Consider the following 22224-nt stretch of genomic DNA (forward strand, 5'->3'; position numbering starts at 1 on the left):
TTGCTCTGCTGTTGCGTCTCAACTCACACCTCCTGCAGTCTCGCGAGATCAAAAAAAAGACGGCGCCCGAAGGCGCCGTCTTACTTCCACTCAGCGGCTTGGAGAGAGTAAGCCGCAGATTAGAAAAGGGTGATCAGGCGAACCCGATCAGAAACGCTGCTGATACTTCATGTACATATAGCGGCCGATATCGAACCCACCGTAGTACGTGAAGCTGCTGTTCGGCTGGCTGTACATGATCGGACCCTGATGGTCGAACACATTGTTCAGGCCCATCGAGACCGTGCCATTCCACGGCAGCACATAACGCACCTGGATATCGTGGAACGTGTTCGAGCCCACCTTGTTGATGCCCTGGCGGCCCGTGTACGCCGAACTGAAGCCCGGATTGCTGCACTCGGTCGTGTACGCACAGTTCTCCTTCATGCTGGAGTAGTAACGCGCCGTCCAGCCGAGGCCGAAGTTGCCGTACTGATAGTCCAGATTGAGGTTCGAACGCACGCGGAAGTTGCCCTCCCAGCCCGTGTACTGACGCACCGGGGTGGTGTCGACGTTGTCGTTCTTGCGCTCCAGGTAGTCCACGTACGTGGTGTTCCAGGAGACCGCGAACTTGCCGATCGCCAGCTCCGGCAGACGGTAACGGACCGACAGGTCATAGCCGGCCGTTTCCTGGTAGCCCGCGTTCAACAGCGTGCGGTCCAGACCGTTGACCTGACCGATGGTGCGGCCCGACTTGGCACGGGTGAAGCGGTCGCATGCGGCATCCACACCCAGCACGTAGCACTGGTTGAGCATGTCCGTGGCCGACTCACCGACGATCACGTCGTTGATGCGGATCTTCCACCAGTCCAGGCTCAGGTCCAGGCCCGAGACGAACTCCGGGCTGTAGACCACGCCCACGGTCCAGGTCTTGGCGGTTTCCGGCTTCAGTGCGGCGTTGGAGCCCGAGCTGAAGTCCGTGCCACCCTGCTGGCCCGGTACCGTCGCGGCGGTGCCGTCAGCGGCGAGCTGGCGGAAGTTGGCCGGGACCCCGTTGGCCAGGCAGCGCGCCAGGACCTGCGGGTTGTTGGCAGCCGCGCCGAAGCTGGTGTCGCACGGATCGGTGTACGAATCGCGCGTGCTGGTGGTGCCGCCGTACAGATCTTCCACGGTCGGTGCACGGAAGCCGGTGCCGTAGGTGGCGCGCACCAGCAGGCTGTCGATCGGCTTCCACTTCAGGCCGAACTTGGTGTTCGTGGTCGAGCCGAAGTTGTTGTAGTCCGAATAGCGACCGGCCATGTCCAGCGACAGTTCACGCGCGAAGGCCATGTCGGCCAGCAGCGGGACCTGCAGTTCCAGGTAGACCTCGTTGAGCGAGTAATCGCCCTGGGTCGGCTGGCCGGTGGTGCCGGCGATCTGGCCCTTCTGGACCATCAGGTCCGGCGAGTAGCTGGCTTCTTCACTGCGGTGCTCCACGCCCAGTGCACCCAGGATGTCACCGGCCGGCAGGCTGAACAGCGAGCCGGAGATGTTGGCGCTGGCCACCTTGGTGGTGCTCTGCATCTTGTCGGTGAAGCGGGTGAACAGGAAGTCCTGCACGTCCTGGTTGCTCAGCGAGCCCGGGCCGGTATAGCCCATCGGGGCCAGCGGGTTCCACGGGGTGCAGCCGGCAATCACGTTGCCGACGCTGCCGCAATGGGCGAAGTTGTTGGCATCCAGGAACGACGGGCCGACCGACTGGTTCACGTTCGGCTGGTACATGCTGCCCGTGCCGATGCGCTCGCCTTCATTGCGGTTGTACATGTAGCTGACGTTCCAGTCCCAGTACCGCGAACCGGTCTCGAAGCTGCCTTCCAGGCCCAGGCTGGCGCGCTTGGTGGTCAGGTTGTTTTCGGTGCCGCGCGGCAGCTCTTCGGTGCGATGCGCGAAGGCAACGTCACGACCGAACGGGTTGAACGCGCTGTCCTTGGACAGCAGCGCACGCGAACCGGTGCTCTGGTACGGGTAGCCGGCCAGCTGCTTGCTGGACTCGCGCTCGCTGTACAGTGCATCGGCGACCAGGCGCAGGTCATCGGTGATCGAGAAGCCACCGTTGGCGAACACCGACTTGCGCTGCAGCCCGGTGACCAGGCTCATGTTGGTCTTGGTGTTGGCGTCGTTGGCCTTGTCCGCCGGCTTGAAATTGCCCAGCTGGGTCGGATCGCCGCCCGGGCCCACGCTGAGGTTCCTGCCATCCACGGTCGCGTAGCCCCACGGGGTGACGCCGCTCAGGCCGTCGCCGGTGTGGCGCGGGCCGTTCGGGTATGCGGTGAACGCACGCGCGCCGCCCAGGACCGGATCTTCGTCGGTGTACTCGCCACCCACGGTGACCCAGCCACGGTCGAAGGTCTTGCCGAAGGTCGCGCTGTAGGCGGTCTTCTGGCCGTCGCCTTCGCTGTACTGGCCGACGTAGGCGCTGACTTCGGCACCGTCGAAGTTCTTGCGGGTGATGATGTTGACCACGCCGGCAATGGCGTCCGAGCCGTACAGGGCCGAGGCACCGTCGGTCAGCACTTCCACGCGCTCCACGATCGAGGACGGGATCGAGGCCAGATCGGAGTAACCGCCAGCGCTGACGCCCATGCGGCGGCCGTCGATCAGCACCAGGCTGCGTTCCGGGCCCAGGTTGCGCAGGCTCACGTACATGCCGCCGAAGTCGCGACCCGATTCCAGCGAGGAGGCACGGCTCATGCTCGGCGAACCGGCGGCGGTGACGTCCTGCAGGATGTCGGCGACGTTGACGTAGCCCTTCTTCTCGATCTCGGCGCGGTTCAGCGCGACGACCGGCTGGGCCGATTCGACACTGGCCTGGCGGATGCGCGAGCCGGTGATCTCGATGCGATCCAGGTTGGTGGTGCCGTCATCGGCACTCTGTGCGAAGGCGGGGGCACTGCAGCTGGCGACAAGCGCGATGGCGATCGCGTTGCGCAGCGGATTGGTCTTCAAATACATCCGTGCGTTTCTCTTTCTCTGTAAAAACATTCGCCCGTTGGGGCGGCGTGGGGAACAACACACCACGACGTGGGGGGCGGGAGTCTAATGACTTTTCAAATTTTTTACTTTCATTTGAAAGCGTAAAAACCGCTGTAAATGAACGATGGCTGACAAAACCACGCATTCAGACGAAACCTTTTTCACATCGTCGTGCAGCGCGAAGACAACAGCACCCTCGCAGTGGGCCGAGGCAGCAATAGCGGCGACGTGCGAGGCAACTTGAGTGCGTGCGGCGTGTCGTCGCAGCGCGCGTACAGCTGCGTGATCGACAGCTAAACGTGCAGTGAACACGCACGCACAAAAAAAGAACCGCACTCTTGCAAGTGCGGTTCCAGACTTGGTATTTCGCGTGCGCGATCACGCGCACGCGCGTTGTTCAAACGTATCGCTCAGGTCTCGCGCAATGCCGTGGTGATCGGCAGCCGCGCCGCGCGCAGTGCCGGGAACAGGCCGCCGACCAGGCCGATGCCGAGTGCCCACTTCAGGCCCGTCCACAGCAGCTGCGGGGAAACCTGGAACTGAAACACCACCTGGCTGAAGTTGTTGCCCAGCGTGGAGACGGTGTAGTTGTTGAACACCAGCCACGCCACCAGCCCACCGAGCAGGCCGCCGAGCAGGGCCAGCAGCATCGTCTCCAGCATCACCGCGGTCACCACCGGCACGCCGCGGAATCCAATCGCGCGCATGGTGGCGATCTCGCGCGCGCGCGTGGCCACGGCCGCGTACATCGTGTTGAGCGCACCGAACACCGCGCCGATCGCCATGATCGCGCCGATCACCGTGCCCAGAATGCTGATCAGCTTGCTCAGGCCGCCGGACTGCTTGCGGTAGTAGTCACGGGTAGTCTCCACATCCAGCTTCAGGCGCGGGTCCGCCTCCATGGCGTCCTTGAACTGCTTGAAGCCCGCCGCCCCCTCGGTGCGCACGTTGACCGACTGATACGCACTGCGGTTGTAGGTGGTGGACAGCGTCTGCGTGTCCGACCACAGCTCCGACTCGTGCACATCGTTGGAGGCGAACACGCCCACCACGGTCCATTCCTGCTTGCCCAGCTGCAGGGTCTTGCCGATCTCCAGGCCCTCGAACTGTGCCTGCGCGCCCTTGCCGACCACGATTTCGCGCAGGCCGGGCTTGAACCTGCGGCCCGCGATGATGCGCACGTTGTCGCGTACCGCCCACGCCTGCTCGCCGACGCCACGGAACTGCACGTTGGTATCGCTGTGGTCGCTGCGCGAGAGCAGGCTGATCACCTGCGACAGCTCGGCGGAGATCAGCGGCTTGCCGTCGCTGCCACGGGCCACGCCGGGCAGGTTCTCGATCAACGGGACCTGGTCGCGCATGATCACCGAGTTGGTTTCCGCCTGCGATCCGCCGCGCAGCACGATCGCCACGTCATCGCTGCCGCTGCGCTCCAGGGTGGCCTTGAAGCCATCGCCCATCGCCAGCATCGCCACCAGCACGCCGACCACGCCGGCGATGCCGACCACGATCACCGAGGAGGCACCCCAGCGCTGCGGCAGGCTGGCAATGCCGATCCGTGCGGCTGCCAGCGACAGCCGGCCACTGCGGGTAAGCACCAGCCACGCGGCCAGCAGCACGGCGATCGCCAGCACCATCCACCACGGCAGCACGATCCACACCACCAGGGCGACCAGCAACGCCACCACGGTCACTACGTTCCACATCCAGTGCGTTTTCATGGTGGTCTCCTCAGCGCCCGGCCAATGCATCGACGATCTTCAACCGCTGCGCCCGCAATGCCGGCAGCAGGCCCACCACGATTCCGATCACCGCCATCAGGCACAGCGCCACCCCCCACGTCTGCGCTGGCACGCCGGGCAGGCTGATCATGCCCTGGCTGCTGGCGCTGATCACGGGCATCACGATCGAGGCCAGACCCATGCCGATCAGCCCGCCGAGCACGATCAGCAGCACCGACTCGACCATCACCAGGACCAGCACGGTGCCATCCTTGAAGCCCAGCGTCTTGAGGATCGCCAGCTCCGGGATGCGCTCGCGCACGGCCTGGGCCATGGTGTTGCCAGTCAGCAGCACCAGGGTGAAGAACACCGCGGCCATGATGCCGGTGACGATCAGGCCGATATCGGCGAACTGTTTCGCGAAGGCCTGCGAGAACGAGGCCTCGGTCTGCGACTTGGTCTCATGATCGGAGTTCAGCGACAGCGCATCGATCGCCTGCGCCACGCGTGAGGCATGGGCAGGGTTCTCCAGTTGCACGGTATAGAAACTGACCTGGTTCTTGATGTAGTCGTTGGATTCATCGAAGTAGCTCCAGTGCAGCATCATCTGGTTCTCCGCACCGGCGTTGTTGCGGTCCCTGGCCCGGAAGATGCCGGTCAATTCCAGCGGCCAGTCGTTGCTGCCCTTGCGCGGGAAGATCGTGGCCTGCATCGGAATGGTGTCGCCCAGCTTCCAGCCGAAGCGCTTGGCCAGGGCTTCACCGACCAGGGCACCGGTGCGGGTGTTCTTGAATGCCTCGGCCTGCTCGGGCGGCAGCTCGAACTCCGGGTACAGGTCCATGTAGTTGTCCGAGACCGAGAAGCTCGGGAAGAAGTTCTTCTGGTCCTGGTAGATGCCGCCGAACCACATGGCGTAGTTGACCTTGCGCACGCCCGGGGTGGCTTCGATATCGCGCAGCAGCCGCAGGGGCAGGCTCTGGGTGATCGAGAGCTTGGAGGAGACCACCAGCCGCTTGGCGCCTTCGATGGTGTCACCGCCGGAGTTGAACGCCACCCGGACCGAATCGAGCATGCCGAACAGCAGGAAGGCCGCCACCACCGACAACAACGTCAGCAGGGTGCGGGTCTTGCTGCGGAACAGCTGTGCCCAGACCAGCGAAAAGTATTTCATCGCCGCCTCCTCCGTCAGTGGGCCGCTGGCGCGTCGGCCAGTTCGCCCTTGTCCAGGTGCACCGTGTGCGTGGCGTACTCGGCGGCCTTGGGATCATGGGTGACCATGATGATGGTCTTGCCGTGCTCGCGGTTGAGCTGCTGCAGCAGCCCCAGGATCTCCTCGGCGGACTGGCGGTCCAGGTCACCGGTGGGCTCATCGCAGATCAGGAAGGTCGGGTCGGAAACGATCGCACGGGCGATCGCCACGCGCTGCTGCTGGCCACCGGAGAGTTCATTCGGGCGGTGGCTGCGGCGGTCGGCCAGGCCGACCAGGGTCAGCGCGATCTCGGCATTGCGCTTGCGCTGCGCTGGGCCCAGGTGCGTGAGCAGCAGCGGCAGCTCCACATTCTTCTGGGCGGTCAGCATCGGCATCAGGTTGTAGAACTGGAACACGAAGCCGACGTGGTGGCTGCGCCAGGTCGAGAGCTGGCCGCCGCTCATGCGGTCGATGCGCTCGCCTTCGATCTCGATCTCGCCGGCGGTGGGCGTATCCAACCCACCGATCAGATTCAGCAGGGTCGTCTTGCCCGAGCCGGAGGGGCCCATCAACGCGACGAAATCGCCCGCCTGGATGTCCAGGTCGATGCCGTGCAACACCTGCACTTTCTCGGGGCCGCGCTGGTAGGTCTTGGTGATGTTGCGGAGCGAAACCAGGGTGGACATGGGTGGTTCTCCATGGATCGGGAAGAAAGAGCGTACGGCGCGCCCGGGCGAGGGCCGCCGGGTTCCGCGGTGACGGACAGCCGCCACCGTGCGCGCCGTGACGGCACGAGGGAATCGCACTTGCCGCGAGCGTGAGAGCGGCTCGCGTGACGCAGCTGCTGGCCCGTCAGGGGGTTTCGGTGACCTTGCTGCCGTCATGGAGCTCGGCCGGTGGGGTGGTTACCACGACCTCGCCGGCGCTCAGGCCTTGGGTGACCTGACGGTCGTTGTTGAGCGTGGTGCCCACGGTGATCGCGCGCTGTTCCACCCGCGCGTCGTCCTTGACCACGAAGGCGACGGTCTTCTGCTCGCGCTCCACGATCGCCGAAGCCGGCACGCGCACGCCCTGCGGCTTGGTCGCTTCGGCCGGTTGGGCGCTTTCCAGGAAGCTGACCCGCACGCCCATCTCGGGAACGATGCGCGGGTCCTTCGTCTTCAGCGCCACGCGCACTTTCACGGTGGCCTTGCCGCGGTCGGCGGTGGGAATGATCGCGATCACTTCGGCCGGAATCTTCCAGTCCGGGTAGGCATTGAGGGTGGCTTCGACCGGCATCTTCGGCTGCACGCGGCCGATGAAGGATTCGCCGACCTCGACTTCGATCTCCAGCGACTCCATGTCCACGATGGTGCCGATGCCGGTCCGGGTGAACCCGCCGCCGGCTGACAGCGGCGAGACGATCTCGCCCGGCTGCGCGGCCTTGGCGGTGACCACGCCGGAGAACGGCGCGCGCACGATGTTGTTGTCCACGCCGAGGTCGGCGATCGCCAGCGAGTCGCTGGCCACGGTGGTGTTGCGCTGGGCGGTCTTGAGCTGGGCGCGCAGGTTGTCGCGCTGGGCGATGGCCAGGTCGTACTGCGAGCGCGAGACCAGCTGCTGGCCGACCAGTGCCTGCAGGCGGCCGGCTTCGGCATCGGCCTGGGCCACCTGGGCCTGGAGACCGGCGAGCTGGCTGCGCGCCGCCTCCAGCTGCGAGGCCGAGAGGCTGCGCTGGGCGTTGGCATCGATCGGGTCGAGCGTGGCCATCACCTGGCCCTCTTCCACGCGCATGCCTTCTTCGATCATCACCTCACGCACCTTGCCGGTGATCTTGGCCGAGACCGTGGCCATGCGCCGGGCGACCACATAGCCGCTGGCGTCGAGCACCGAGCTGCTGGCACCGCCCTGCTGGATCGCCACCACGGGCGCGGTGGTCACGGCGATCGGGCGCTCGCGACCGAGCACGAACCAGGCCAGGCCGGCCAACACAATGAGAAGGACGATCGCCAACACGATCCAGCGGCCGCGTCGCGAGGGCGACGGGGGCGGGGAACCGGCCTTGCGGTCGATGCGGAGTTCCTTGAGCAGTTCAGCGGATGCGTTCATCGTGAGTCTGGACGGGGAATCGGGCCGAGTGTGACCGCATCGGCGGCCGGGGGGCAAACCGGCACGGTGGCCGGGGTGGTGCACAGCATGCCCGGCGGCCTGCGGCGGCGGCAGTGACAGCTGTCACCCGCATGGGCTGACGACGGCCACTGGGGTGGCCGCGGCCGGCAGCAGAAGCTGTGGGTGTCCTCTCCGGGAGTCCGCCATGACTGAATCCACTGCCTCGCCACTGGCCTGTCTGCACGACGTCCAGGTCCACTACGGTGACGTCGCCGCCCTGCAGGGCGTGAGTTTCTCGCTGCACCGCGGTGAAGTGCTGGCCCTGCTCGGCCGCAACGGCGCCGGCAAGAGCACGGCCATTTCGCTGCTGCTGGGCCTGCGCCGCGCGGATGCGGGTCGGGTGGAGCTGCTCGGCGGCGACCCGCAGGATCGGGACCGTCGCGGCGGCATCGGGGTGATGCTGCAGGCCACCGCGTTGCCACCGGTGCTGCAGGTCCGGGAGCTGATTGATCTGGCGCGCACCTGTTACGTCGATCCGCGCTCACTGGCGGACTGCCTTGCACTGGCCGGGCTGACCGATCTTGCCCGGCGTCGCTACGGAACGCTGTCCGGCGGCCAGCAGCGCCGGGTGCAGTTCGCCATCGCGGTCTGCGGGCGGCCGCAGTTGCTGTTCCTCGATGAGCCGACCACCGGCCTGGACATCCAGGCGCGGCAGCAGCTCTGGCAGGCGATCCGGCAGCTGGCGGCCGAGGGCTGCGGTGTGCTGCTGACCACGCATTATCTGGAAGAAGCCGAGGCGCTGGCCCAGCGCGTGGTGGTGATCGAACAGGGCCGGGTGCTGGCCGATGGTCCGCTGGCGCAGTTCCGCCAGCAGCTCGCGCCGCGTCGCATCCGCTGCCGCAGCGCACTGGACGTGGAGACGCTGAAGACCTGGCCGGGCGTGCGCGAGGCGGTGCGCGATGGCCTGCACCTGCAGCTGCTGGCCGAACCGGCCGAGCCGGTGGTCGCGCGGCTGCTCGCCGAAGATCCGCAGCTGCAGGAACTGGACGTGCATGGCGGCGGGCTGGCCGACGCCTTCGTTGAACTGACCCGGGAGGCCGCATGAACACCGTGACTGAAACCGTATCCGCCACGTCCGCCCGCGTGCCCGCGTGGCCGATCTACCGCGCCGAGATCGTGTGCGAACTGCGGCGTGCCTGGCGCTACCCGGGCTTCGTGCTGCCGTCGCTGCTGTTCCCGGTGTTGTTCTATTCTTTGTTCGGTGTGCTGCTCGGTCGCGGCCAGGCCTCGATCTATCTGCTGGCCACCTACTGCGTGTTCGGTGCAATGGCGCCGGCGCTGTTCGGCTTCGGCGTGCAGTTGGCGCTGGACCGCGAGGGCGGCCTGCTCACACTCAAGCGTGCACTGCCGATGCCACCGATGGCACCCCTGCTCGCACGCCTGCTGATGGCCGTCCTGTTCGCGGTGCTGGTGGCGGTGCTGCTCATGGCGGTGGCGATGGGCGCCGGCGTGTCTGTCACCCCTTGGGCCGCGCTTCATCTGCTGGCGGTGGCGGCGTTCGCGGCGCTGCCGCTGGGCGCGATCGGCCTGTTGATCGGCAGCCATGTCAGCGCCAACGCGGCGCCGGCGGTGGTCAACCTGGTCTATCTGCCGCTGGCGTTGTTGTCCGGGCTGTGGCTGCCGCTGTCGATGCTGCCACCGCTGTTCAGCGCCATGGCGCCGCTGTGGCCGACCTGGCATCTGGCCCAGCTGGCATTGCCGGCGGTCGGTCAGCCGGCGCAGGGCAGTGCCTGGGTCCACGTGGCCGTACTGCTTTGCATTACCGTCGTGGCGCTTGGGCTGGCACGGCGCCGCCTGCGGCGGATCGGCTGAAGTGGCATGATCGCGCCTGTTCGTTCTGCCTTGGAATCGTCCGTGTCCTTCAGTCGGCTCGCCTCCCTGCTGCGCCCCGCGCCGGATTCGGCCGTGGCCGAGAACCTGCGGCGCGGCAGATCGCCGTGGGTCGATGCGATCCACCTGCTGTGGACGCTGTGGGTGTTCCTGACGCCGCTGTTCGGCGGTGGCTACACGTGGCGATGGGCGGCGCTGACCCTGCTGACCTACCCGGTGTTCCTGGTCCTGTACGCCGGTGTGCTGCTCGCACCGCGTTGCCACGCGCCGCGCTATGCGCTGTCGATGGTGGTGCTGGGGCTGGTGCCGCTGGCGTGGTACCCCTCGGCGGTGAGCTACTTCATTTTCGGCTGTGTCACCCTGCGCGTCTCGCGCCGCAGTGGCTATGGGCGCTATCTGCTGCAGCTGGTGGGCTTGAACGCGTTGTTCGTGGTGGTGGGTTTGTTGGCCCACTATCCGTGGCAGGCGCTGATCTGGATCCCGAGCATGGCGATGATCATCAGCCTGGTGGTCAATTTCGAAACCGCGAGCCATGAACAGGATGCAGCGCTGCAGCTGTCCCAGGACGAAGTGCGTCGGCTGGCGGCAACGGCCGAACGTGAGCGCATTGGCCGCGATCTGCACGATCTGCTGGGGCATACGCTGTCCTTGATCACCTTGAAGCTTGAGCTCTCGCGCAAGCTGGCCGACCGCGATCCAGCCGGCTCGCGCCGCGAAGTGGACGAGGCTGAAACGATCGCGCGGCAGGCGCTGGCCGAAGTGCGCAGTGCAGTCACCGGTATCCGCGCCAGCGATCTGGCGGCCGAACTCGCCTCGGCGCGGTTGCTGCTGGAGTACCAGCATGTGCATCTGCACTACGCGCCACCGCCGCCGATGCCGGTCGATACGGAGCGGGCGCTGTCGCTGGTGCTGCGCGAGGCGGTGACCAATGTCGCCCGTCATGCACAGGCGCGGCAGGCGTGGATCACCTTCGAGCAGGACGGGCGCAGTCTGTTGATGCAGATCCGTGATGACGGGCGCGGCGGCGCCCACGTCGATGGCAACGGCCTGACCGGGATGCGCGAACGCGTCGCTGCACTGCGTGGCACCCTGGCGGTGCAGTCCGCAAAAGGGGAGGGCACCTGCGTGACGGTGCGGGTCACCTTGCCGGCCGCGACCACCGCCGTGGTGGCGCCGGTGGAGGTGCCGACAGCGCCGTCGCTGCCTGCCGGGGGTGCATCATGATCCGCATCGTGCTCGCCGAAGACCAGGCGATGGTGCGTGGCGCCTTGTCCGCGCTGCTCGGGTTGGAGCCGGATATCGAGGTGCTGGGCAGCGCCGCCGATGGGGAAGCCGCGTGGCGGATGCTGCAGCAGCTGCACCCGGACATCCTGGTCACCGATATCGAAATGCCCGGTCTGTCCGGGCTGGAACTGGCGCAGCGGATCGCCCGCCAGGGCCTGCCGATCAAGGTCGTGATCGTCACCACCTTCGCGCGCTCCGGCTTCCTGCGCCGCGCGCTGGATGCCGGCGTCTGCGGCTATCTGCTCAAGGATGCCCCGGCCGAACGCCTGGCCGATGCACTGCGCCAGGTGCAGCACGGCGGCCGCGCGATCGATCCGCAGCTGGCGCTGGATGCCTGGTCGCAGGCCGATCCGCTCAACGACCGCGAGCGCCAGGTGCTGCGCCTGTCCGGCGACGGCCGCTCGGCCAGCGAGATCGCCACCCAGCTCGGGCTCTCGCACGGGACGGTGCGCAACTACCTGTCCGAATGCATCGGCAAGCTCGGCGTGGCCAACCGCATCGAAGCGTATCGGCTGGCGCGGCAGAAAGGCTGGCTGTAGTGCCGGCCGCTGGCCGGCTCTGCACCCTCTCTGTCGAGAATAACGGGAGCCGGCCAGCGGCCGGCACTACCGGGGTGCCAGCGATGCATGCGATCCGATACCACCGACCAACGGTCGGTGGCTACCGGGGATCGGTGTCGGTGGGGGAGGTGCGGCCCGGCCCCTTCGCCATCGCCTGGAACACGCCATCGCGGCGCACCCACAGGTGGAACAGCGCGGCTGACAGATGCATCACCACCGTGGCGAACAGCACATAGGCGAGCAGGCTGTGCGCATTGCGCAGCGCCGCGTACAGCGCCGGGTTGTGCGGCAGGATCGCGGGCAGGTGCACGCCGCCGCCCATCACGATCGGGTAGCCGCCGGCAGAGAGCATGCCCCAGCCGACCAGCGGCATGGCCAGCATCAGCCCGTAGAGCACCCAGTGCGAAGCATGCGCCGCCGCGGCCTGCCAGGCGGGCAGGTCGGCCGGCAGCGGCGGCGGGCGATGCCGCAGGCGGTTGTACAGGCGCACCAGCACCAGCAGCAGGATGGCGATGCCGAGTGGCCGATGCAGGTCGATCAGCATCGGCCGCCAGTGCAGTGACGCGACCATGGTCACGCCGACGAACAGCATGGTCAGGATCATCGCCGCCATCAGCCAGTGCAGGATGCGCGCGAGGAGATTGAAATGGCCGGCATCACGGTTCATCGCGCACCTTCCTTGCCCGTGGCGGCGGGCGCTTTGCCGCTGGCGATTTCGCGCTCGCGGCGATTGAACGATTGCGAATACACCGCCGAGCGTGCGGCCAGGATCGGATCATCCGTGCCGGCCACGCCGCTGGGCAGGATCAGCGGATCGTAGTTGAGGTCGCGGCAGGCACCGGTGGCCTGCGGCTGCATGCTGCTCAGGGTCAGCGTGCCGGCCTTCACCTGGCGGCGGTCTTCCGGCCACACCTGCGAGGGGTCATTGATCGGGTCGCCGTCGTTGGCGATCGTCACCCACATGTCCCAGCGCACCGGGCCCTGTGCCAGCCGCTGCGCGAACTCCTCACTGAGGAAATCATCGTCGGACTGCGCGCGCTGTTCCGGCGTCATGTCCTCGAAGGGCGCCTGTGGGCGCATGCTCCAGCGCACGAAGTGGTGGCTGCCATCGGCGGCGGTGAAACGAAAACTGTTGACGCCGTTGTAGGGGGTGTTGGCCCAGCTGTTCGACCACGGGGCGGTCTTGGCCCACTGCTGGAAGGCAAGCGCGGAGGGGTACTTCTCCAGCACGGCGGCCATCTTTGCCGGGTCCGGTTTACCGGTGGCCGGGTCCGGCGTGCCGGCGCGGGTCTGTTCCAGGAAGGCCTCGGCGGTGGGCACCGCGAAGAACGGGAAGCTGTTCATCGCCATGCGCCATTCCTGCCCATCGTCGCTGACCAGCTGCAGCGCCATGCTGCGCACGCGGGCCTTGTTGTCGGCGCCATGCGGGTCGCCGCCGCCGATCGACAGGCGGCCCAACACCGGTACCTGGCGCTGCCGGAACACGCGGGCCGAACTCAGCGCCGCGCCTTCCGGCGTGCCCTGGAACACACCGCTGACGCAGACCCCCTTGGTATGCGCGCGGCGGAAGCCGGGCTGCGGGGGGCCGGTCGCCTCGATGGCATCGGTGAAGGTCTGCGCGGTGACGCGGTCGCGGCCGATCCAGCCGGCCAGCCAGGCGAAGGCCAGCACCAGGCCACCCGCGATCAGGGCGATCAGCGCGATCCACAGCAGCGGTGATTGAGGGCGTGGAGCGCCCGGTTCGCGACCAGCGCGGGTATAGCCGAAGAGCGACATGTCCGGATTCCTGCCTTCACGATGTGTGTGGGTGGGCGACAGGAGCATGGTGTCAGAACCCGGCGCAGGCCGATATTCACATTTTCGCCAACTCTGCAGAAACGACGATCCCCGCCGGAGCGGGGATCGTGGGAACAGCGCGTTCCGGGTACTACCCGGTGCAGCCTCAGGCGTACCGCGTCTTCAGCATCGCCCACGCCGAACGCAGCGCCAGCGCTTCGCCACCGGCCGGACGGCCCGGGCGTTCGCCGTCGTTCCAGGCGTAGACATCCAGATGCGCCCAGGTCTGGCCTTCGGCGATGAATCGCTCCAGGTACAGCGCGGCGGTGACCGAGCCGGCCATGCGCGAACCGGCGTTGGCCAGATCCGCGATGTTGCTGTGCAGGTAGCGCAGGTACGGGCGCCACAGCGGCATGCGCCAGACCGGATCGCGCACCGATTCACCGGCCTGCAGCCACTGCTGGGCCAGGGTGTCGTCGTTGCTGAACAGTGCCGGCAGGTCCGGGCCCAGCGCGATGCGGGCCGCGCCGGTCAGGGTGGCGAAATCGAGCACGATCTCCGGCTGCTGCTCGCTGGCGTAGGTCAGCGCATCGGCGAGGATCACGCGCCCTTCTGCATCGGTGTTGTCGATCTCGATGCTCAGGCCCTTGCGGCTGGCGATCACTTCGCCCGGGCGGAACGCATCCGGACCGATCGCGTTTTCCACCGCCGGGATCAGCAGGGTCAGCTGCACCGGCAACTGCTGGGCCATGATCAGGCCGGCCAGGCCCAGTGCGTGCGCGGCGCCGCCCATGTCCTTTTTCATGTTGCGCATGCCGTCACCCGGCTTGATGTCCAGCCCGCCGGTGTCAAAGCACACGCCCTTGCCGACCAGCGCCACGTGCGGCTGGCCTGCGTTGCCCCAGCGCAGCACGATCAGGCGGGGCGCGCGATGCGAGGCGCGGCCCACGGCGTGGATGGACGGGAAGTTCTGCTCCAGCAGCGCATCGCCGGTGATCACGTCGATCTGCGCACCATGCGCGGTGGCCAGTTCGCGCGCGGCATCTTCCAGCTGCTGCGGACCCATGTCCTCGGTCGGGGTGTTGACCCAGTCGCGCACGCGCAGGCTGGCGATGATCACATCGCGCACTTCGGCCGAAGGCGTGGCAGCCAGCTGGGCCGGCGCGCGGTTGGGCGTTCGGTAGCGCGCGAAGCGGTAGCTGCCCAGGCCCCAGCCGATCTGCAGCAGGGTCTCGATCTCCGGCGCCAGTGCATCCGCCAGTGTCCAGACGGTGCCTTCCGGCAGCGCGAACGGCGCGTGCGCGTAGCTGTAGACATCCCCCGGGTCGCCAACACCGACGATCGCGCCGGCCAGGCCGTGCTCGCCCGGCAGCAGCACCACGCTGCCACCGCTGCCGTTGAAGCGCTGCGCGTCCAGCCACGCGCCGAGCGCGTCGGATTGCTGCGCACGCCAGCCGGCGTACTGCTCGCGGGTCATCACATGCAGCGGCAGCGCATGCGAGGTGTCGGACGTGAAACCGTTGATCTGGGACATGGGACTCGAGTGCTCCTTGGGCGGCGGCTTACGCGTGCTGGGCGGATGCGTTCGCATCCAGCCAGTCGGCCAGCCCGGTCAGGGTGTCGAACTGCAGATCGGGCTGCAGTGAAGGGTGGGTCCAGGGGTGTTCTTCGCGGTTGATCCAGCAGCCGCGCAGGCCGGCCTGCATCGCACCGACCACGTCCATCTCGGCGTGGTCGCCGACGTGCAGCACGTGGGCAGGGGCCACCGCGAGGCGCTCGCAGGCCGCATGGAAGATGCTCGCTGCGGGCTTGGCCGCGCCGTGCTCGCGCGAGCCGAGCTGGAAGGTGAAATGGTGGGACACGCCGATGCGCTGCAGGTCGGCATTGCCGTTGCTGAGGGCGGCGACCGGCACGCGTGCGGCGATCCGGGCCAGCGCGTCCATCGCATCCGGATAGAACTCGACCTGGTTGCGCGCGGCGTAGAACGCCTCGTAGGCCGGTTCCAGCAGGGCCGGATCGGCGCCGCTTTTCTCCAGCGCCTCGCTCAGCGTCAACCGGCGCAGCGCGCTCAGGTCGTAGTGCAGGTGCGGGTTGTCATGGAAGGAGCGCTCGCGCAGTTCGCGCATCGCCGCCACCGGGTACATCGCGGCGGTGGCGGGGCTGTGCTGGAGCATCCACTCGTACAACACCTGGTCGATGCGGGCGCCGATGGGGGCGAACGGCCACAAGGTGTCGTCGAGGTCGAGGGTGATGGCTTGGACGGGGAAATTCACCCCGCCATTCTACGCCTGCGCGCGCGGGCTTTCATGGCGCGCGCAGGCGCCGAGGTGAGGTGCTTCAGCGCAGGTCGTAGGAGCAGGCGATGGAGGCCTGGCCCTCGTCCTGCCGCACGCTCAGGTCGTGGCGGCCCACTTCCAGGGTGTAGTCGCCGGCTTCGTTGCGCGGAATCTTCGCCAGCGCTGCGATCTGTTCGATACCGGCTGTGCTGAAGTAGGCGGTATAGCTGTCGATGCTGTCCTCGCCGTTGGCACCGTCGTACAGGTGCAGGCGGTTCACTGGCTGGCCCAGCACGAGCAGCGGCGTGGTCAGCGCATACTCGCCATCGGACAGTTCGCCGTACGCCTGCAGCTCGGTCGGCTTGAGCACCTTCGCCAGCGCGGCGAACTGCGCAGGCGTCAGGTGACGCTTGCAGGTGACCGCCTCGACCAGCTGGCGGCTGGCCACCTCGGGGCTGGGTGGGGGAGCAGCCAACGTCGGGGCAGCGAGGGTGACAAGGCCGGCGAGGGCCAGGCAACGGGTAGCGAGGGAAGACATCAGGGCCGGGATCCATCCGAAAAGGTGCCGGTATTCTGGCACCACCGGGGATCGCGCAGCCAGCCGTACCCTTGGCCTTGACGGCTTATTCCAGCAGCTTGGCCCAGCCCTGGGTGCCATCCAGCCGCGCCAGCACCAGCTTGATGCAGACCAGCAACGGCACCGCCAGCAGCAGGCCGACCATGCCCCACAGCCAGCCGAACACCATCAGCGCCAGGATCAGGATCAGCGGCGAGATCGCCATCTGCCGGCCCAGTACGATCGGGGTCACCACCTGGCCTTCGATGGTGTGCAGCGCGAGGTAGCAGGCCGCGGGCAGCAGTGCTTTGAAGGGATCGCTGAACTCCACGAACCCCATCAGCAGCATCAGGGCCACGCCGATCAGCGGGCCGACGTAGGGCGCGAAGTTCAGCAGGGCCGCCACGGTGCCCCATAGCAGCGCCTCCTGCAGCGAGATGCCGAGCAGCAGCAGGATGCCGGAGAACACCAGGCCGACCAGCGTGTTGATCACGGTGATGGTCAGGACGTATCGGGAAACCTCGCGCTCGATCGAGCGCAGGATGTCCGTGGTGAAACGTTGCTGCTGGCGGCTGGGGAACAGCGCGATGGCATGCTTCTGCAGGTTCTGCCCGTAGATCATGAAGAACAGGGTCAACAGCACCACCGCCAGCACCGAGGCGGCCAGGCGTGGCGCGCGGGTCAGCACCTTGTAGGGATCATCGAGCTGGGTGCGCACGATCTGCACGCGGCGGCTGCCTTCGCCACCGGCGACGCGCGCGAAGTTCTCGGCGGCCTGGTTGGCCTGCTGCACCGGCTTGGTCAGGTTCTGCACCTGGCGGGCGACCTTGCGCAGCTGCTGCGGTGCTTCCTGGGCCCATTCCATTGCCGGGCCGACCAGCTGCACGCCGAGCGCGGCGGCACCACTCAGGCCGGCGCCGAGCACCAGCACCGCGCCGAGAAACCGGGGAATCCAGATCTTCTGCAGCATCCGCAGGATAGGGTTGCCGACCAGTGCGAAGAACATGGCCAGCAGGATCGGCAGCACCACGTCCTGTGCCGCCCACAGGGTAAAGGCCACCGCCAGGGTGGCCAGGATCACCAGCGACATCGGCGCGCGCGGGCGCGGCGCAGGCGGTGCGACGACGGCTTCGGCAGAAGGGGGAACCGGGACGCTCATTCGGATCGCACACGGGAAAGGAGCGCCATTATTGGGCAAGCCGGGTGCGCATGGCGTGTGGGGTACGTGCAGACGAAGAAAGGCCCCGCGGCGGGTGCCGCAGGGCCTTCGGATGTTGCTGCCGACCGCACTGCGATCAGCGTTCGGACAGGTCCGTGGCCGCTTCGGCCGGTTGCGGCTGATGGGGCGAGGCCGGTTCGGCACGCCGTTCCGGGTTGAGCCGTGGCGTTGCCGGGGCCGCAGGCCTCGGAGCCGGAGCCGCCTGACGCGGCGCCTCATCGGTGGCCTCATCCACCTTGTCAGCAGCCTGCTCGGCGGTATCGGCCGCTTCGCTGGCCTGCATCGAGGCGAACGCGGCCTGGGTACTGGCCACCAGATTGGAGACCGAGCCGATCATCTGCAGCCACCGCGCGCCCTGCACCTTCGCGCCCAGGCCGGTGGGCTCCAGCTTGCCGGCCAGGAAACCGCCGGCCAGACCCACGGTGATGATGCGCAGCGGCGTCCATCCGGTCCGCCAGACGGTGCTGAGGGTGGACCAGCTGCTGCGGGTCTTCTCGACCCGCACCGCCACCACCAGCTCGGCGCGCTGGACGCGTTGCCGCAAGGCTTCGAAGTTCATCGCTTCACCCCCGTGGTATCGACGTCGGCATCGGGATCTTCCTCGCTGGGCTCGTCATACAGCCCCAACCGCGACAGCTGGCGGCGGGTGGCATGCATGCCGGTATGGCGGAAGAAGAACGACACCCGCCACATCGCGTAGCCGGTCACCAGCAGGCTGACGATCGAGGTGATCAACAGCGAATGGAACCAGGACAGGCCCCAGCGCTGCATCAGGGCGATCAGCGTGCCGGCCAGCAACAACCAGGCCGACGCGCCGAACACAATCGCAACGCCGGCCCAGGCCAATGCCCGGCCAAATGCGCTGCGCGCCAGTGCGAAGTCGGCCGAAGCCAACCGTCGCAGGGAGCGCAGGGTGTGCTTGGCCGAATCGACGGTCTCACGGCCGGCCTCACCGACCTGGCGGATGCTCTCGTCCAGGCGCGGTGCTTTTTCACCGCTGTCCGGTGGCGGGATATCCGCGCCACCGGCAGCGCTCGACTGGGCTTGATCGCTCACGCCGCTGCTTACTTGTCGCCGCCGCTGCGGGCCAGCTTGGCGATGATCCAGCCGGCTGCGAAGGCCACGCCGAACGACGCCAGCGGACGCTCACGGATCAGTTCAGCGGCGCTGTCGACAAGGTCCTTGCCCTTGTCCATCAGTGCATCAACCTGTTCCTTGGCGGCGGCACCGCCGAACTCGGCCGCGGCCAGGCCGGAGAGCGCGGTATCGGACAGTTCGGCCTTGACGTTGGCCTTGCCGATGCGCAGCTCATCACCGGCAGCGCCGGTGGCGCCCTTGATCGCACCGCCGGCAGCGGTGGCCGCCGACTTCAGGTGCGAGCCGGCTTCGCCCAGGTGTTCCTTCAGATTCTCGGTATTGGTGGGGCTCATCGTGTATCTCCTGCTATGCGATGGGGAAGGTGACCGCGGACGATCCGACGGCAACGAACACAAGGTAATAGCATCGGCCGGGTGTAAGCGACGTTACGGCTGACGCCGCGTTCAGCGCATCACCAGCTGGCCGCCGCCATTGCCACGGATGATCCTGAGGACCAGCTGTGCCGGGCGCTGCTGGAAGTTGGCGCGCCAGCTGGCGAGGTCGGCAAACTCACCTGCCGTTGCCGCGGTGATCACGTCACCCTGCGCCAGCCCGGAGGCTGCCGCGCGGCTGCCGCGTTTGACGTCACTGACCAATACCCCGCTGACACCGGCCTGGCGCAGCGATTCGGGCAGGTCGACGAAGGTGGCCCCGCCCAGGCGCGGATCAAGCGACTCGCCGGTGACCGCGCGTGCCTGTTCCTTCAGCGTGGCCTTGATCTGCAGCGGCTTGCCCTCGCGGCGCACGTCCAGGGTCAGCGTACTGCCGACCGGCTGCAGGCCTTCCACGTTGTGCAGCGCCTGCGCGCTGTCCACGCGCTGGCCGTTGGCCGACACCACCACGTCGCCCGGCTTGAGCCCGGCGGCCGCGGCACTGGACCCGGCCAGCACGCGGGTCACCAGCGCGCCCCGCGTCTCGGTCAGGCCCAGGCCCTGCGCGATCTGCTGGGTCAGGTTCTGCGCCTCGATGCCGAGCGTGCCACGCACCACCACGCCGTGTTTGACCAGCTGGTCGACCACATCGCGCGCCAGGTTGGAAGGGATCGCCAGGCCCAGGCCGATGTTGCCGGCCATGCTGCCCTGCGGATTGAAGCTGGCGGTATTGATGCCGACCAGCTGACCCTGCAGATTGACCAGCGCACCGCCGGAATTGCCCGGGTTGATCGAGGCATCGGTCTGGATGAAGTTCTGGTAGCCCAGCCCGCGGATGCCGCTGCGGCCCACCGCCGAGACGATGCCGGAGGTGACCGTCTGGCTGAAACCGAACGGATTGCCGATCGCCACCACGAAGTCGCCCACGCGCAGCTGGGCGCTGTCGCCGAGCTTGATCTCGGTCAGGTTGCCGGTCGGAATGCGGATCAACGCGACATCGGTATCGGCATCGGAGCCGATGAATTCAGCCTTCACCGTCCGCCCGTCGGCCAGGGTCACCTGCACGTCGTCGGCGTTGTCGATCACATGGTGGTTGGTCAACACCAGCCCTTCGGCGGCATCGATGATGACGCCAGAGCCCAGCGATTCGTTGATGCGTTCCTGCGGCACTTCGGGGAACAGGCGGCGGAAGAACGGGTCGTTGAAGTAGGGGTTGCGCACGCGCACCACCTGCTTGGTGTTGACGCTGACCACGGCCGGCATCACCCGTTCCAGCATCGGTGCCAGCGACGGCACCGCCTGGCCGGCAACCGCTGCGGGCAGCGCCGCTGTGGTCGGGATGGTGTATGCGGCCGGCGCCGCCTCGGCACGGTTGTCCAGGTGCGCGTTGATGGCCGTGGCGGTGAACCCGCCGAAGGCAGCGGCGAGGGCGAGCGTGAGCAGGGTCGGGAGCGGTCGCATGGTCCGGCGGTTCCGTGTCGGTGGGGACGGGGCAGGGAAAACACGTATACGGTAATTCAACCTGAATGAGTGTGTCCGCAATCGGCTAAACCCGGGATGAAATTCGCCGCGTCGTCGGCCATCCGGTGACGCAGCCTGGGCACGGATGGCGGTGCCGAAATCGGCCGGTGGCGAGGTGCCAAGCAGGGCGGTGCAGTGCGCTCGGCGACGTCCAAAGCAACGCTGGTCGTGCGCCTGCAGGGCGCATCCGCGTCATCGAAACCAGCGCAAATGCCGGGTACGAGGGCAGGGAATGGATCAAGTGCGACGATCAATCATGGGCGCATTGAATGCAGCCGACATGCGCATCGAGACACATCGCGTGCGCCACGCGCTGGAGCGCCGATGCTGTTTTCAAGGGGTTTCGTGCAAGAGGTTGGTGCGTTGCTTGCTGCCGACGATGGGGGTGCTACTGTCGGCTTGGCACGAGCATCGCATCAAGACCGTTCCACGATGGACCGCGCCGGTATAGCATCGCCAGCGATTTGACTAACCAGGCCCCTCAGGAGGCACTCAATGAGCAACGGTAATGGTGTGACCACGGTTCTCTCGCAGACCGTCGAAGACGCAAAAGAAACCGCCACCAACGTCGGCGAGACCATCGCACACGTTGCGGAGGATGCAGTGGCTTCGGTGAAGAAGACCGCCAAGCGCGCACGCAAGGCTGCCACCACCCAGGTCGCCAAGGTCAAGAAGGCCGTGACCAAGGTCGAGAAGACCGTCGCCAAGAAGGCTGACAAGGCGGCCAAGTCGGTCGGCAAGACCCTGGCCACCGCCAAGCAGAAGCTGGAAGCGGCCAAGAAGAACGCCAAGGCTGAAGCCACCGCCATCAAGAAGCAGGTCGCCAAGAAGAAGGCCGCCGCTGAAAAGGCCGTGACCAAGACCACCAAGGCTGCCGGCAAGAAGGCCACGACCGCCAAGAAGGCCGTGACCAAGAAGGCCGCCGCTGCCAAGAAGACCGTGACCAAGAAGGTCGCCACCGCCAAGAAGGCTGTCGCCAAGAAGACCGCGACTGCCAAGAAGGCCGTGACCAAGAAGACCGCTGCCGCCAAGAAGACCGTCGGCAAGAAGGTCGCCGCTGCCAAGACCGCTGTTGCCAGGAAGTCGGCGACCGCCAAGAAGGCCGTGACCAAGAAGACCGCAGCGGTCAAGAAGGTGGCTGGCAAGAAGACCGCCGTCGCCAAGAAGACCGTCGGCAAGAAGGTCGCCACGGCCAAGAAGGCCGTTGCCAAGAAGTCGGCGACCGCCAAGAAGACCGTGACCAGGAAGACCGCGACCGCCAAGAAGGTGGCCGGCAAGAAGACCGCCGTCGCCCGCAAGTCGGTTGGCAAGAAGGTCGCCACCGCCAAGAAGGCCGTGACCAAGAAGACCGCGGCCGCCAAGAAGACCGTCGGCAAGAAGGTCGCTACCGCCAAGAAGGCTGTGGCCAAGAAGGCCCCGGCCCGCAAGGCTGCGCCCGCCAAGCGTGCCGCCGCCAAGCCGGTTGCCCGCAAGGCACCGGCCAAGCGCGCCCGCAAGTAAGGCCTTGCAACGTGCTGCTCCTGCCTGAGGGCGGGAGCGGCATGGTGGGGTGGGCCTGTGTCCGCCCGCGGTCATTTGCCCGTTCCCGGTCATTTCGGCATCCCCGGTCGAGCGCATCGCGTCACTGTGCGATCAGGCTCCCGGA

20 protein-coding genes are annotated in these 22224 nt (G+C 67.2%); 5 read left to right on the forward strand and 15 right to left on the reverse strand.

The window, feature by feature from the left end; genetic code table 11:
* Window positions 1-147: 147 nt before the first annotated feature.
* The 5 genes from ABE422_RS05695 to ABE422_RS05715 all read right to left on the reverse strand — a co-directional run bounded on the left by ABE422_RS05695 (window position 148) and on the right by ABE422_RS05715 (window position 7989).
* Complete coding sequence (locus ABE422_RS05695) at window positions 148-2970, reverse strand: TonB-dependent receptor (protein WP_346482632.1); 2823 nt, start codon at window positions 2968-2970, stop codon at window positions 148-150.
* A gap of 431 nt (window positions 2971-3401) precedes the next feature.
* On the reverse strand, window positions 3402-4712 hold the full coding sequence (locus ABE422_RS05700; protein WP_313208848.1) for an ABC transporter permease: 1311 nt from the start codon (window positions 4710-4712) through the stop codon (window positions 3402-3404).
* 10 nt (window positions 4713-4722) lie between these two features.
* Window positions 4723-5883: an FtsX-like permease family protein gene (locus ABE422_RS05705; RefSeq protein WP_313208847.1), complete on the reverse strand. Its 1161-nt coding sequence runs from the start codon at window positions 5881-5883 to the stop codon at window positions 4723-4725.
* A 14-nt stretch (window positions 5884-5897) separates the two neighbouring features.
* A complete protein-coding gene (locus ABE422_RS05710) occupies window positions 5898-6587 on the reverse strand; it encodes an ABC transporter ATP-binding protein (RefSeq protein WP_313208846.1) in 690 nt (229 codons plus the stop codon).
* 166 nt (window positions 6588-6753) lie between these two features.
* Complete coding sequence (locus tag ABE422_RS05715; protein ID WP_346482633.1) at window positions 6754-7989, reverse strand: efflux RND transporter periplasmic adaptor subunit; 1236 nt, start codon at window positions 7987-7989, stop codon at window positions 6754-6756.
* Between the two features lie 205 nt (window positions 7990-8194).
* Between ABE422_RS05715 and ABE422_RS05720 the strand changes: the two genes are divergently transcribed.
* Genes ABE422_RS05720 through ABE422_RS05735 form a run of 4 tightly spaced genes read left to right on the forward strand, consistent with a single transcriptional unit; the run spans window position 8195 to window position 11702 of the window.
* Window positions 8195-9094, forward strand: a complete 900-nt coding sequence (locus ABE422_RS05720; protein ID WP_313208844.1) for an ABC transporter ATP-binding protein — start codon at window positions 8195-8197, stop codon at window positions 9092-9094.
* Complete coding sequence (locus ABE422_RS05725) at window positions 9091-9861, forward strand: ABC transporter permease (RefSeq protein WP_313208843.1); 771 nt, start codon at window positions 9091-9093, stop codon at window positions 9859-9861. The genes ABE422_RS05720 and ABE422_RS05725 overlap by 4 nt, the downstream gene beginning before the upstream one ends.
* A 6-nt stretch (window positions 9862-9867) precedes the next feature.
* Window positions 9868-11103, forward strand: coding sequence for a sensor histidine kinase (locus tag ABE422_RS05730; RefSeq protein WP_313208842.1), 1236 nt, complete (start codon window positions 9868-9870; stop codon window positions 11101-11103).
* Window positions 11100-11702, forward strand: a complete 603-nt coding sequence (locus tag ABE422_RS05735; protein ID WP_346482634.1) for a response regulator transcription factor — start codon at window positions 11100-11102, stop codon at window positions 11700-11702. Before ABE422_RS05730 ends, ABE422_RS05735 begins: the two co-directional genes overlap by 4 nt.
* A gap of 121 nt (window positions 11703-11823) precedes the next feature.
* On the opposite strand, the gene ABE422_RS05740 is transcribed toward ABE422_RS05735, so the two are convergent.
* From ABE422_RS05740 to ABE422_RS05785, 10 genes are all read right to left on the reverse strand, one after another.
* A complete protein-coding gene (locus ABE422_RS05740; protein ID WP_313208840.1) occupies window positions 11824-12390 on the reverse strand; it encodes a cytochrome b/b6 domain-containing protein in 567 nt (188 codons plus the stop codon).
* Window positions 12387-13499 (reverse strand): catalase family peroxidase, encoded by a 1113-nt coding sequence (locus ABE422_RS05745; protein WP_346482635.1) that lies wholly within the window; start codon window positions 13497-13499, stop codon window positions 12387-12389. The genes ABE422_RS05740 and ABE422_RS05745 overlap by 4 nt, the downstream gene beginning before the upstream one ends.
* Before the next feature lie 166 nt (window positions 13500-13665).
* Window positions 13666-15033: a leucyl aminopeptidase family protein gene (locus ABE422_RS05750; RefSeq protein ID WP_346464192.1), complete on the reverse strand. Its 1368-nt coding sequence runs from the start codon at window positions 15031-15033 to the stop codon at window positions 13666-13668.
* 28 nt (window positions 15034-15061) lie between these two features.
* Window positions 15062-15772 carry an HAD family hydrolase gene (locus ABE422_RS05755; RefSeq protein WP_102788871.1) on the reverse strand — a complete coding sequence of 237 codons (711 nt, stop codon included), beginning with the start codon at window positions 15770-15772 and terminating at the stop codon, window positions 15062-15064.
* A 64-nt stretch (window positions 15773-15836) separates the two neighbouring features.
* Window positions 15837-16313 (reverse strand): hypothetical protein, encoded by a 477-nt coding sequence (locus tag ABE422_RS05760; RefSeq protein ID WP_346481080.1) that lies wholly within the window; start codon window positions 16311-16313, stop codon window positions 15837-15839.
* Between the two features lie 85 nt (window positions 16314-16398).
* Complete coding sequence (locus tag ABE422_RS05765; RefSeq protein ID WP_346482636.1) at window positions 16399-17490, reverse strand: AI-2E family transporter; 1092 nt, start codon at window positions 17488-17490, stop codon at window positions 16399-16401.
* A 136-nt stretch (window positions 17491-17626) separates the two neighbouring features.
* Window positions 17627-18109 carry a protein sip-5 gene (locus tag ABE422_RS05770; RefSeq protein ID WP_313208835.1) on the reverse strand — a complete coding sequence of 161 codons (483 nt, stop codon included), beginning with the start codon at window positions 18107-18109 and terminating at the stop codon, window positions 17627-17629.
* Window positions 18106-18606 (reverse strand): phage holin family protein, encoded by a 501-nt coding sequence (locus tag ABE422_RS05775; RefSeq protein WP_313208834.1) that lies wholly within the window; start codon window positions 18604-18606, stop codon window positions 18106-18108. Before ABE422_RS05775 ends, ABE422_RS05770 begins: the two co-directional genes overlap by 4 nt.
* An 8-nt stretch (window positions 18607-18614) precedes the next feature.
* Window positions 18615-18980, reverse strand: a complete 366-nt coding sequence (locus ABE422_RS05780; protein WP_019185548.1) for a hypothetical protein — start codon at window positions 18978-18980, stop codon at window positions 18615-18617.
* Window positions 18981-19091: 111 nt separating this feature from the next.
* A complete protein-coding gene (locus ABE422_RS05785; protein WP_313219918.1) occupies window positions 19092-20519 on the reverse strand; it encodes a Do family serine endopeptidase in 1428 nt (475 codons plus the stop codon).
* A gap of 555 nt (window positions 20520-21074) precedes the next feature.
* Between ABE422_RS05785 and ABE422_RS05790 the strand changes: the two genes are divergently transcribed.
* Window positions 21075-22079 carry a histone gene (locus ABE422_RS05790; protein ID WP_346481079.1) on the forward strand — a complete coding sequence of 335 codons (1005 nt, stop codon included), beginning with the start codon at window positions 21075-21077 and terminating at the stop codon, window positions 22077-22079.
* The last annotated feature ends 145 nt before the right edge of the window (window positions 22080-22224 follow it).

Source organism: Stenotrophomonas sp. TWI1151 (assembly GCF_039673135.1).
Classification (GTDB): domain Bacteria; phylum Pseudomonadota; class Gammaproteobacteria; order Xanthomonadales; family Xanthomonadaceae; genus Stenotrophomonas.